The 12,203-nt window shown below is 69.0% G+C and carries 8 protein-coding genes; all 8 read left to right on the forward strand.

Going from position 1 to position 12,203, the window contains the following annotated elements; genetic code table 11:
- Positions 1-5 precede the first annotated feature (5 nt).
- The 8 genes from FHR56_RS07900 to FHR56_RS07935 are packed head-to-tail and all read left to right on the forward strand — an operon-like array spanning position 6 to position 12,118.
- Positions 6-2,108 carry a chemotaxis protein CheA gene (locus tag FHR56_RS07900; RefSeq protein WP_184502462.1) on the forward strand — a complete coding sequence of 701 codons (2,103 nt, stop codon included), beginning with the start codon at positions 6-8 and terminating at the stop codon, positions 2,106-2,108.
- A gap of 52 nt (positions 2,109-2,160) precedes the next feature.
- A complete protein-coding gene (locus tag FHR56_RS07905; protein WP_160948205.1) occupies positions 2,161-4,302 on the forward strand; it encodes a methyl-accepting chemotaxis protein in 2,142 nt (713 codons plus the stop codon).
- Between the two features lie 58 nt (positions 4,303-4,360).
- A complete protein-coding gene (locus FHR56_RS07910; protein WP_160948206.1) occupies positions 4,361-6,355 on the forward strand; it encodes a methyl-accepting chemotaxis protein in 1,995 nt (664 codons plus the stop codon).
- Between the two features lie 58 nt (positions 6,356-6,413).
- Positions 6,414-8,330, forward strand: coding sequence for a methyl-accepting chemotaxis protein (locus tag FHR56_RS07915; RefSeq protein WP_237473360.1), 1,917 nt, complete (start codon positions 6,414-6,416; stop codon positions 8,328-8,330).
- A gap of 9 nt (positions 8,331-8,339) precedes the next feature.
- The gene (locus tag FHR56_RS07920; RefSeq protein ID WP_184502463.1) at positions 8,340-8,873 is read left to right on the forward strand and encodes a chemotaxis protein CheW; all 534 of its coding nucleotides are present in this window, start codon (positions 8,340-8,342) and stop codon (positions 8,871-8,873) included.
- Positions 8,874-8,922: 49 nt separating this feature from the next.
- Positions 8,923-10,194, forward strand: a complete 1,272-nt coding sequence (locus FHR56_RS07925; protein WP_160948209.1) for an EAL domain-containing response regulator — start codon at positions 8,923-8,925, stop codon at positions 10,192-10,194.
- Between the two features lie 12 nt (positions 10,195-10,206).
- On the forward strand, positions 10,207-11,013 hold the full coding sequence (locus tag FHR56_RS07930; protein ID WP_160948210.1) for a protein-glutamate O-methyltransferase CheR: 807 nt from the start codon (positions 10,207-10,209) through the stop codon (positions 11,011-11,013).
- 28 nt (positions 11,014-11,041) lie between these two features.
- A complete protein-coding gene (locus tag FHR56_RS07935) occupies positions 11,042-12,118 on the forward strand; it encodes a chemotaxis response regulator protein-glutamate methylesterase (protein ID WP_160948211.1) in 1,077 nt (358 codons plus the stop codon).
- Positions 12,119-12,203 lie beyond the last annotated feature (85 nt).

Below are 12,203 nucleotides of genomic sequence, written 5' to 3' on the forward strand. Positions count from 1 at the left end.
ACGACATGAATCTGGCCCAATTGCTGCAGACCTTCATCGCCGAGAGCCGCGACCTGCTCGAGGACATGGAACGCAACCTGCTGGAAGCCGAGCGCGGCGAAGCCGGTCCCGACGCGGTCAACGCGATCTTCCGCGCCGCCCACACCATCAAGGGCTCCGGCGGCCTGTTCGACCTGGCGCAGCTGGTCGGCTTCACCCACGTGGTGGAGAGCGTGCTGGACCTGGTGCGCGAGCACGCGGTCGCGCTGGATTCGGAACTGATCCAACTGATGCTGGCCTGCTGCGATCACATCCGCGCGCTGGTGGAAGCGGCGGCCGGCGCCGAGGCAGACGAAGCCACGCTGGCCGCCGAGGGCGCACCGCTGCTGGCACGCCTGCAGACCTACCTGCAGCCGGCCGCTGCACCGGCCGCCACGGCGAGCGCCACCGCGACAACGCCGGCAGTACCAGCCGCGCCTGCACAGACCGGCTACTGGCGGATCTCGCTGCAGCTGTTCACCGACGCGCTGCGCTTCGGCAATTCGCCGCTGCACCTGATCCGCTGCCTGCGCAGCCTCGGCAGCCTGGAGGCGGTGCGTACCCGCCACGCGCGCGTGCCGGCGCTGCCGGACCTGGATCCGGAGGCGTGCTACCTGGGCTTCGACATCCTGCTGCGCAGCGACGCGCAACAGGCCGCGATCGAGGACATCTTCGAGTTCGTGCGCGACGACTGCGACCTGCAGGTGTTGGCGGTGGAGCCGAACGGCGATGCCGCCAACCTGGACCTGCCACTGCTGGTGGCCGAAGCCGGCAGCCAGGCCAGCGCCGACGATTTCGCCGGGTTCGAAAGCGCCGCCGCCCCGGAGGCCGCGCCCGCCGCGGCCGCACCGGCCGTGGCCAGCGCGCCGGCCGCGGCCGCGGCCGCGAGCGCCGCCGCCAGCGCCGGCACCGCCAAGGCCGCGGGCGCACGCGGCGAAGGCGGCTCGATCCGCGTCGACGCCGACAAGCTCGACCGCATGATCGACCTGGTCGGCGAGCTGATCATCGCCGTCGCCAGCACCGGCGCCAACGCGCAACGCACCGGCGACGCGCAGTTGCTGGAATCCACCTCGATCCTCGCCGGGCTGGTCGAGGAAGTGCGCGAAAGCGCGCTGCAACTGCGCATGGTCAAGATCGGCGGCACCTTCAGCCGCTTCCACCGCGTGGTCCACGACGTCGCCCGCGAACTGGGCAAGGACATCGTGCTGGTGGTCAACGGCGAGGACACCGAGCTGGACAAGTCGGTGGTGGAGAAGATCGCCGATCCGCTGACCCACCTGGTGCGCAACGCCATGGACCACGGCATCGAACCGGCCGAGGTGCGCCAGGCGCGCGGCAAGCCGGTGCGCGGCACGGTGCGGCTCAACGCCTTCCACGATTCGGGCAGCATCGTCATCCAGATCAGCGACGACGGCGGCGGCCTCAACCGCGACCGGATCCTGGCCAAGGCGCTGGAACGCGGCCTGATCGAACCCGGCCGCCTGCTCTCGGACCGCGAGGTGTTCGCGCTGATCTTCGAGCCTGGCTTCTCCACCGCCGAGAAGGTCACCAACCTGTCCGGCCGCGGCGTCGGCATGGACGTGGTCAAGCGCAACATCGCCGCGCTGCGCGGCAGCGTCGACATCAGCAGCCAGCAGGACGTCGGTACCACCATCTCGGTGCGGCTGCCGCTGACCCTGGCGATCATCAACGGATTCCAGGTCGGGGTCGGCAAGTCGGTGTTCGTGGTGCCGCTGGACGTGGTCGAGGAATGCGTGGAGTTCGCGCCGAACTACCAGAGCGAGTACATCGACCTGCGCGGCAACGTGCTGCCCTACGTGCGCCTGCGCTCGCTGTTCGCGATCGCCGGCGCGCCGCCGGCGCGCGAGAGCATCGTGGTGATCCGCCAGGGCTCGCAGCGTTTCGGCCTGGTGGTCGACACCCTGCTCGGCGAGTGGCAAACGGTGATCAAGCCGCTTTCCAAGGTGTTCGCCCAGGTCAAGGGCATCAGCGGCTCCAGCATCCTCGGCAGCGGCGGGGTCGCGCTGATCCTGGACGTGCCGTCGCTGCTCGGCCAGTTGCAACCCGGCGCCGAATCGCTGGCGGCCTGAGCCGTCGCGCCCGGTCATTCCCCCGCCGCACCCTTCATCAGGAATCCTTGTCATGTCCCAGAACCGGACGCTCCTGTTCACGCTCCCGACGGCCGCCATCGTCGCCGTCGCCTTGCCTGCCGCCGCAGGCGTCGCGGCGCTGGCGCTGCCGCTGGCCGGTGGCCTCGCCTGGACGCTGGTCGCCGTGGCGACGCTGGCCGCCGCCGCAGTGCTGGGCCGCAGCGTACGCGCGGCGCAGCAAGCGGCCGCAGCCGCGCAGCGCGAACTGGAATTGGCCCGCACCGGCCTGCAGGCACTGGCGCTGGGCGAACTGGACCGCGTGGACGTGGCGGCGGCGGGCGGCAGCGAGATCGGCCAGGCCCTGCTCGCCGCGCAGCGGCCGCTGCGGCAGCTGCAGGCCGACGTGGCGCACATGACCAGTGCGCACGCCGCCGGCGACTGCGACGTGATGCTGGACGCGGCAAGCGCCAACGGCGCCTATCGCGTCGTGGCCGGCGACATCAATCAGCTGGTCGGCGGCCATATCGGCCTGTGCAAACAGGCGATCGACTGCGTGGGCGAGTTCGGCCGCGGCAACTTCTCCGCTCCGCTGGCCGCCTTCCCGGGCAAGAAGGCCTTCATCAACGACACCATCGAGCAGGTGCGGCGCAACATGCTCGGCCTGATCGCCGAGATGCGCCGCGTCTCCGAGCAGCACGAAGCCGGCGAGATCGACGCCAGCATCGACGGCGCGCACTTCCAGGGCGACTTCCGCAGCGTGGCCGAGGGCATCAACCGCATGGTCGGAAGCCACATCGCGGTCAAGAAGCAGGCGCTGGGCGTGGTCGCCGAGTTCGGCCGCGGCAATTTCGACGCGGGCATGCCGCAGCTGCCCGGCAAGAAGGCCTTCATCAACGAGACCCTCGAGCAAGTGCGCGGCAACTTCAAGCGCCTGATCGGCGAGATCGCGCGCATGTCCGAGGAGCACGACCGGGGCGACATCGACGTGCAGATCGACTGCACGCACCTGGACGGGCAGTTCTGCGCCATCGGCAAGGCCATCAACCGCATGGTCGCCGCGCACATCGCGGTCAAGAAGCAGGCGCTGAGCGTGGTCGCCGAGTTCGGCCGCGGCAACTTCGACGCGCCGATGCCGCAGTTGCCGGGCAAGAAGGCCTTCATCAACGAGATCATCGAACAGACCCGCGGCAACCTGCGCAGCGTCGGCGACGTGATCAAGGTCATGGGCGCGATGGCCGAGGGCGACCTCAGCCGCCAGGTGCAGGGCCAGTACGAGGGCGCCTTCGCCGACATGCAGCGCTACGTCAACGCCACCATCGACAAGCTCACCAGCATCGTCACCGAGGTCAACGGCAACGCCGCCACCCTGGCCAGCGCCGCCGAGGAACTGTCGGCGACCGCGCAGTCGCTGAGCCAGGCGGCCAGCGAGCAGGCCGCCGGCGTGGAGGAGACCAGCGCCTCGCTGGAGCAGATGACCGGCTCGATCGCGCAGAACGCCGAGAACGCCAAGATCACCGACGGCATGGCCAGCAAGGCCTCGCGCGAGGCCGCCGAGAGCGGCGAGGCGGTACGCGCCACCGTCGCCGCGATGAAGGAGATCGCCCGCAAGATCGGCATCATCGACGACATCGCCTACCAGACCAACCTGCTGGCGCTGAATGCGGCGATCGAGGCCGCACGCGCCGGCGAGCACGGCAAGGGCTTCGCCGTGGTCGCCGCGGAGGTGCGCAAGCTGGCCGAGCGCAGCCAGGTGGCCGCGCACGAGATCGGCGATGTCGCCGGCACCAGCGTGACCCTGGCCGAGACCACCGGGCGCCTGCTCGGCGAGATGGAACCGTCGATCCGCCGCACCTCCGACCTGGTGCAGGAAATCACCGCCGCCTCCGAGGAGCAAAGCACGGGCGTCGGCCAGATCAACGCCGCCGTGGTTCAGCTCAGCCAGACAACACAGCAATCCGCTGCCAACGCTGAAGAATTGGCCGCCACGGCCGAAGAAGTAAGCAGCCAGGCAGAACAGTTGCAAACGCTCATGAGCTTCTTCACCACCGGCGCCACCACCTCCCCGGCACCGGCCCCACAACCGCGACGCCTGCCGATGTCGGCGCAGCGCGCCCCACGCGCCCGCAGCTTCGGTGGCCCGGCGGCCACCGCCCAGGCCGCGCGCCTGGAAGAAGCGGCGTTCGTTTCGTTCTGATCCCTCTCCGTCCCGGCCTGTCAGGCCGGGGACTTTTCACCCGCACAGGTACACCGGCATGTCCAACTCCCTTTCGCTGTCCTCCAAGCTGTGGACCGGTTCGGCCATCGCCGTCGCGCTGCCATTGGCCGCCGCCGCGTGCGGGTTCGCCCTCGGCCTGCCCGCCGGGCAGACCCTGGCGCTGAGCATCGGCGCCACGGTGATCGCTAGCGCGGTGCTGGCCTATACCGTCCACGCCATCACCCGCTCGCTGCGGATCGCCACTACCACCCTGGCCCGCTTCGCCACCGGCAATTTCGAGGTGGTGATGCCCACCATACGCAACGACCAGGCCTGCGAAGTACTGCTGGCGCTGCGCCAGGTGCAGACCGGGGTGCGCCAGATCAACGACGAGATCGTGCGCATGTCCGCGCAGCACGACGCCGGCGACATCGACGTGGTGATCGACAGCCACCGCTTCGACGGCGAGTTCAAGGTGATCGCCGAGGGCATCAACCGGATGGTCGGCGACCACATCGCCACCAAGAAGAAGGCGCTGGCCTGCGTGGCCGAGTTCGGCCGCGGCAACTTCGATGCGCCGCTGGAGACGTTCCCGGGCAAGAAGGTCTTCATCAACGAGATCATCGAGCAGGTGCGCCGCAACATGCAGGGGCTGATCGCGCAGATGCAGCACATGTCCGCGCAGCACGACGCCGGCGACATCGACGTGGTGATCGAGAGCCACCGTTTCGAAGGCGACTTCCGCAGCATGGCCGATGGCATCAACCGCATGGTCGGCGACCATATCGCCACCAAGAAGAAGGCGATGACCTGCATCGCCGAATTCGGCCGCGGCAACTTCGACGCGCCGCTGGACGCCTTCCCGGGCAAGAAGGCGTTCATCAACGACACGGTCGAACAAGTGCGTTCCAACCTGCGCGCGCTGATCCGCGACACCAGCCTGCTGGCCGACGCGGCCGCGGCCGGGCGCCTGGACGTGCGCGCCGACGGCAGCCAGCACCACGGCGACTTCCGCCGTATCGTCGATGGCGTCAACCTGACCCTGGATACGGTGATCGGCCCGCTCAACGAAGCCGGCGCCGTGCTCAAGGCGATCGAGGGCGGCGATCTGACCCGCGTGGCGGACGTGCAGTGCCAGGGCAAGCTGAAGGAACTGTGCGACAGCATCAATGCCACCGTCGCGCGGCTGGCGCAGGTGGTCGGCGAGGTCAACATCAACGCCGAAGCGCTGGCCAGCGCCTCCGAGCAGGTGAGCGCCACCGCGCAGTCGCTGAGCCAGGCGGCCAGCGAACAGGCCGCCGGCGTGGAAGAGACCAGCGCCTCGCTGGAGCAGATGACCGCGTCCATCGCGCAGAACACCGAGAACGCCAAGGTCACCGACAGCATGGCCGCCAAGGCCGCGCGCGAAGCCAACGAAGGCGGCGATGCGGTGCGCTCGACGGTGGCGGCGATGAAGCAGATCGCACAGAAGATCGGCATCATCGACGACATCGCCTACCAGACCAACCTGCTGGCGCTGAACGCGGCGATCGAGGCCGCACGCGCCGGCGAGCACGGCAAGGGCTTCGCGGTGGTGGCGGCGGAAGTGCGCAAGCTGGCCGAACGCAGCCAGGTGGCCGCGCAGGAGATCGGCCAGGTGGCCGAATCCAGCGTGGAACTGGCCGAGAACGCCGGCAAGCTGCTGGACCAGATGGTGCCGTCGATCCGCCGCACCTCCGACCTGGTGCAGGAGATCACCGCCGCCTCCGAGGAACAGACCTCCGGCGTCGGCCAGATCAACGCCGCGGTCGGCCAGCTCAACCAGACCACCCAGCAGGCCGCGGCCAACTCCGAGGAACTGGCCGCCACCGCCGAGGAAATGAGCGGCCAGGCCGAGCAGTTGCAGCAGCTGATGAGTTTCTTCCGGACCAACCAGGTCGTGGCGCCGCGGCGTCCGACCGCCGTCTCCAGTGTCCCGTCCCGCAAGGCGGCGCCTGCGCGCAAACGTGGGTTCGGGGAGGTCGGCCTGGCACTGGTGTCGGCGCCGGACGAAGCCCACTTCGACACGTTCTGATATCCACTTCCACCACACAACACCACATCACTTCCAGGGGATCACGATGTTCACGCACATGAAAATCGGCACGCGTATCGGCATCGGCTTCGGCCTGGTGTTGCTGCTGCTGCTGGGAACCGGCATCTTCGCCACGCTGCAGATGGCCCGCATCAACGGCTCCTCCACGGAGATGGCCGGGAACTGGATGCCCAGCATCCGCAACATCGAGGAGATGAGCGCGAACTTCAACAAGCTGCGCCTGCTCGAAGTGCAGCGGGTCATCGCCACCAGCCCGGCGGAGATGCAAGACTACGACGCGCGCATGGTGCAGACGCTGGACGCGTTCGAGAGCAACCGCAAGACCTACATCCCCTTGATCTCCTCGCCCGAGGAGCGCGCGCTGTACGAGGATTTCGCCAAGAAGTTCGACCGCTACAGCGAACTGCACAAGCAAGTGCTGGCGCTGGTGGCGCAGGCGAAGTCGCAGGAAGCGATGACAGTCCTGAACGGCGAGCAGCGGCAGTTGTACCGCGGCACCGCCGACGCGATCGACAAGCTGGTGGATCTGAACGTCAAGGGCGGCGTGGACGCCAGCGACCGTGGCGACGCGCTGTACGCCTCGGCGCGCACGCTGATCATCTCCACCATCGTCGTGGCGTTGCTGCTGGGCGTGGTCGTGGCGGTCTTCATCGTGCGCATCCTCGGCCGCCTGCTGGGCGGCGAGCCGGCCTACGTGGCCGAGATCGCCAACAAGGTCGCCCAGGGCGATCTGGACCTGCAGGTGGCGGTGCGCGCCAACGACACCGGTAGCGCGCTGTATGCGATGCGGACCATGGTCGAGCGGCTGAAGCTGGTCATCGACGGCCAGCGCCGCGTGGTTGCGGCGGCCAACCGCGGCGACTTCTCCGAGCGCATCGCACTGGACGGCCTGGCCGGGTTCCAGCGCGAGATGGGCCAGGGCCTGAACGAGCTGGCGGCCACCACCGGCGGCAGCATCCAGGACGTGGTGCGGGTGATGGGCGGCCTGGCCGAGGGCGACCTGACCCAGAGCATCGACAAGCACTACGACGGCGCCTACGCCGAAATGAAGAACTACATCAACGACACCATCGCGCGCCTGTCGCAGGTGGTCAGCGAGGTCAACGGCAATGCCGAATCGCTGGCCAGCGCCTCGGAAGAGGTCAGCGCCACCGCGCAGTCGCTGAGCCAGGCGGCCAGCGAGCAGGCTGCCGGCGTGGAGGAGACCAGCGCTTCGCTGGAGCAGATGACCGCGTCGATCTCGCAGAACACCGAAAACGCCAAGATCACCGACGGCATGGCCAGCAAGGCCTCCAGCCAGGCGCTGGACGGCGGCGAGTCGGTGCGTGCGACCGTGCAGGCGATGAAGCAGATCGCGCAGAAGATCGGCATCATCGACGACATCGCCTACCAGACCAACCTGCTGGCGCTGAATGCGGCGATCGAGGCCGCGCGTGCCGGCGAGCACGGCAAGGGCTTCGCGGTGGTGGCGGCGGAAGTGCGCAAGCTGGCCGAACGCAGCCAGATCGCGGCGCAGGAAATCGGCGATGTCGCCAGTTCCAGCGTCGAACTGGCCGAGAACGCCGGCAAGCTGCTGGACGAAATGGTGCCGTCGATCAAGCGCACCTCCGACCTGGTGCAGGAGATCACCGCCGCCTCCGAGGAACAGACCTCCGGCGTCGGCCAGATCAATGCCGCGGTCGGCCAGCTCAACCAGACCACCCAGCAGGCCGCGTCCAACTCCGAGGAACTGGCCGCCACGGCCGAGGAGATGAGCGCGCAGGCCGAGCAGCTGCAGCAGCTGATGAGCTTCTTCAAGGTGCAGGGCACCCCGCCGGCCAGGACCGCGGCGCGGCGTCCCGGCACCGTGCGCGGCCGCAGCGGGCACGCCGGGGCCAAGCCGATCGCGCGCGTCGCCAACGGCCAGCTGGTCCTGGCCGACTCGCTCGACGAAGCCCATTTCGAAACCTTCTGAGACATGGCCATGAACGCTCCCGCTTCGCTCTCACCCTCCGACGCCGGCGACCTGGCGACGGACCAGTTCCTGACCTTCCTGCTCGGCAAGGAAATGTTCGGTGTCGGCATCCTCGGCATCAAGGAGATCATCGAGTACCGCACGCCGACCGACGTGCCGATGATGCCGCCCGCCCTGCGCGGGGTGATCAACCTGCGCGGCGCGGTGGTGCCGGTGGTGGACCTGCAGCAGCGCTTCGGCCGCGCGCCCAGCGAGATCAGCAAGCGCACCTGCATCGTCATCATCGAGGTCGCCAGCGGCGAAGAACGCCAGGTGCTCGGCCTGCTGGTGGACGCGGTCAGCGAGGTGCTTGAGATCGCCACGGCGGACATCGCGCCGCCGCCGGCGTTCGGCACCGGCATTCGCCGCGATTTCATCCACGGCATGGGCAAGGTCGGCGAGCGGTTCGTGATCCTGCTCGCCGCCGACGCGGTGCTGGCGCCGCAGGAGTTCGCCAGCATGGCCGGCCTCGACGCCCACGTGGAAGAAGGCATCGCCGCCTGAGCGGCCTTCGCCGCGCATCGCCCCGCCCTTTCCTCGAAACGGATTTCGCATGCCCACGCCCCCCGACACCGCCGCCCTGCACCACTTCGGCACGGTCCTGGTGGTCGACGACAGTCAGGTCCAGCGCGAACATGCGCTGGCGCTGTGCCTGCGGATGGGCGCGGTGGCTGTGGAAGGCGCGGCCGACGGCCATGCCGCGCTGGCGCGGGTGACCGAGGGTTCGCCGCTGGGGCTGCTGATCGTGGATCTGGAAATGCCCGGCATGGACGGTGTGCAATTGCTCGATGCGCTTGCCCGCTGCGGCGCGCGCGTACCGATCGTGGTCGCCTCGCAGCGTGGCGCGGCCTTGATCGACTCGGTGCTGCAGGTCGGCCGCAGCAACGGCCTGCAGGTGCTGGCGGGACTGGAGAAGCCGCTGCGCGCCGCCCAGCTCGCGGCCGCGGTGCGCGCCCACGCCCCGCCGACCTCGGCGCCGCGGAACGAGGCCGAGGCCCCGGGCGAGGCGACCATGGCCGCGATGCTGCGCGAGGCGCTGCAGCGCGGCGAGATCGAGGTGGCCTATCAGCCCAAGGTCGACATGCGCAGCGGCCGGGTCGGCGGCGTGGAAGCGCTGGCACGCTGGCGCCATCCCAGCGCCGGGCCGATCGCGCCGGACCGCTTCATCGCCGTGGCCGAGCGTGAGGGTCTGATCCATGCACTCACCGCCTGCGTCGCCGACCAGGCGCTGGCGCGGCTGGCGGCGTGGAAGCAGGACGGGTTTCAGCTGACCCTGGCGCTGAATCTGTCGCCGCGCATGCTGCAGGACCCGAACCTGCTCGACGAACTGCTCGGGCTGCTGCGCAAGCATGGCCTGGCGCCATCTGACCTGGTGCTGGAGATCACCGAGAGTTCGCTGGTCTGCGGCAGCGCGCTGGGCATGCTGGCGCGGCTGCGGCTGCAGGGTTTCGGCCTGTCGCTGGACGACTACGGCACCGGTTTCTCCTCGCTGCAGCAACTCACCCGCATTCCCTTCACCGAGTTGAAGATCGACCGCATCTTCGTCCACGACGCGCACCGCAGCCGCAACCTGCGCACGGTCCTCGAATCGGCGCTGGGCATGGCCCAGCGGCTGGGCCTGCACACCGTCGCCGAGGGCATCGAAACGGTGGAGGACTGGACCCTGCTGCAGGAGCTGGGGTGCGACTTCGGCCAGGGCTACCTGCTGGCGCGCCCGCTGGGCGGCGGCGCGCTGCACGCCTGGCTGCTGGAGCACCAGCGCCTGCTGCAGGAACACGGCCCCACCGGCACCGCCAGCGCCCCCGCTTCCCCCTCCACTCACTGACCGGCCACGACCATGACCAGCCACGACACCATCACCGAGCAGGAATTCGGCCGGTTCCAGCGTTTCATCTTCGACGCGGCCGGCATCACCATCTCGCCGGCCAAGAAGGCCATGCTGTGCGGACGCCTGGGCAAGCGCCTGAAGGCGCATTCGCTGCAGACCTACACCCAGTACCTCAAGCTGCTGGAAAGCCGCGAGGGCAGCGGCGAGGTGCAGACCGCCATCGACCTGCTGACCACCAACGAAACCTACTTCTTCCGCGAGCCCAAGCACTTCGATCTGCTGCGCAGCGTCGCCGCCGCGCATACCGGCAGTGCGCCGTTCCGCTGCTGGAGCGCAGCCAGTTCCAGCGGCGAGGAAGCCTACAGCATGGCCATGGTGCTGGACGACACCCTGCAGGGCCGTCCCTACGAGGTGGTCGGCACCGACATCAGCACCCGCGTACTGGAAAAGGCGCGGACCGGCCACTATCCGCTGCTGCGCATCGAGCACATGCCGCCGGCCATGCTCAAGCGCTACTGCCTCAAGGGTCGCGGCGAGTACGAGGGCAGCCTGCTGATCGACCGCAAGATCCGCGACCACGTGCGTTTCCTGCACGCCAACCTCAACGCGGCGTTGCCCAATCTGGGCCAGTTCGACGTGGTGTTCCTGCGCAACGTGATGATCTACTTCAACGGCCAGACCAAGCGCGAAGTGGTGACGCGGGTGCTCGGCGCGCTCAAGCGCGGCGGCATCTTCTGCATCGGCCACTCCGAGAGTCTCAACGACGTCAACAGCGACGTGGTGCAGATCGCGCCGTCGGTGTACCGCAAACCATGAAGGCCGACGTGCCAGGAGGGAACCCCGCATGACCACGATCAAGGCCATGGTGATCGACGATTCGGCGGTGGTGCGCCAAGTGCTGGTCGCCGTGCTCAACGACGCGCCCGGCATCGAGGTGATCGCCGCCGCGGCCGATCCGCTGCTGGCGATGGACAAGATGCGCCAGCAATGGCCGGACGTGATCGTGCTGGACGTGGAGATGCCGAAGATGGACGGCATCACCTTCCTGCGCAAGATCATGAGCGAGCGCCCTACCCCGGTGGTGATCTGCTCCACGCTCACCGAGAAGGGCGCGCGGGTGACCATGGATGCGCTGGCCGCCGGCGCGGTGGCGGTGGTGACCAAGCCCAAGCTCGGGCTCAAGCAGTTCCTCACCGACTCGGCCGAGGAGATGATCGCCACGGTGAAGAGCGCCGCGCGCGCCAACGTCAAGCGCCTGTCGGCGCGTGCGGCACCGGCGCCGGCCGAGCCGGAGATCAAGCACACCGCCGACGTGATCCTGCCGGCGCAGGGCAATCGCCCGCTGTCGCAGACCACCGAACGGGTGGTGGCGATCGGCACCTCCACCGGCGGCACCCAGGCGCTGGAGGAAGTGCTGACCGCGCTGCCGCGGGTCAGCCCGGGCATCGTCATCGTCCAGCACATGCCGGAGAAGTTCACCGCCGCCTTCGCCGCGCGCCTGGACACGCTGTGCCAGATCTCGGTGAAGGAAGCGGCCAACAACGACCGCGTGGTGCCGGGACGCGCGCTGATCGCGCCGGGCGGCAAGCACATGCTGCTGCGTCGCAGCGGCGCGCAGTACTTCGTCGAAGTGCTGGACGGGCCGCCGGTGAACCGGCACCGGCCGTCGGTGGACGTGCTGTTCCGCTCCGCCGCACGCGCCGCCGGCGGCAACGCGCTGGGCATCATCATGACCGGCATGGGCGACGACGGCGCGGTCGGCCTGCTGGAGATGCGCCAGGCCGGCGCGCGCACCGTGGCCCAGGACGAACAGAGCAGCGTGGTGTTCGGCATGCCCAAGGAAGCGATCAAGCGCGGCGGCGCGGAGAAGATCCTGCCGCTCAACGCGATGGCGCGTGAGATCGGCCAGCAGCTGAGCTAGCAACCAACGCGGCTTTGACCGGACCGTAGGAGCGGCTTCAGCCGCGACGGCGCGTTTCCGTAAAAGCGCAGAGCTAACAACCAAA

Origin of the sequence: Xanthomonas sp. F10 (genome assembly GCF_014206815.1) — a bacterium.
Taxonomy (GTDB): domain Bacteria; phylum Pseudomonadota; class Gammaproteobacteria; order Xanthomonadales; family Xanthomonadaceae; genus Xanthomonas_A; species Xanthomonas_A indica.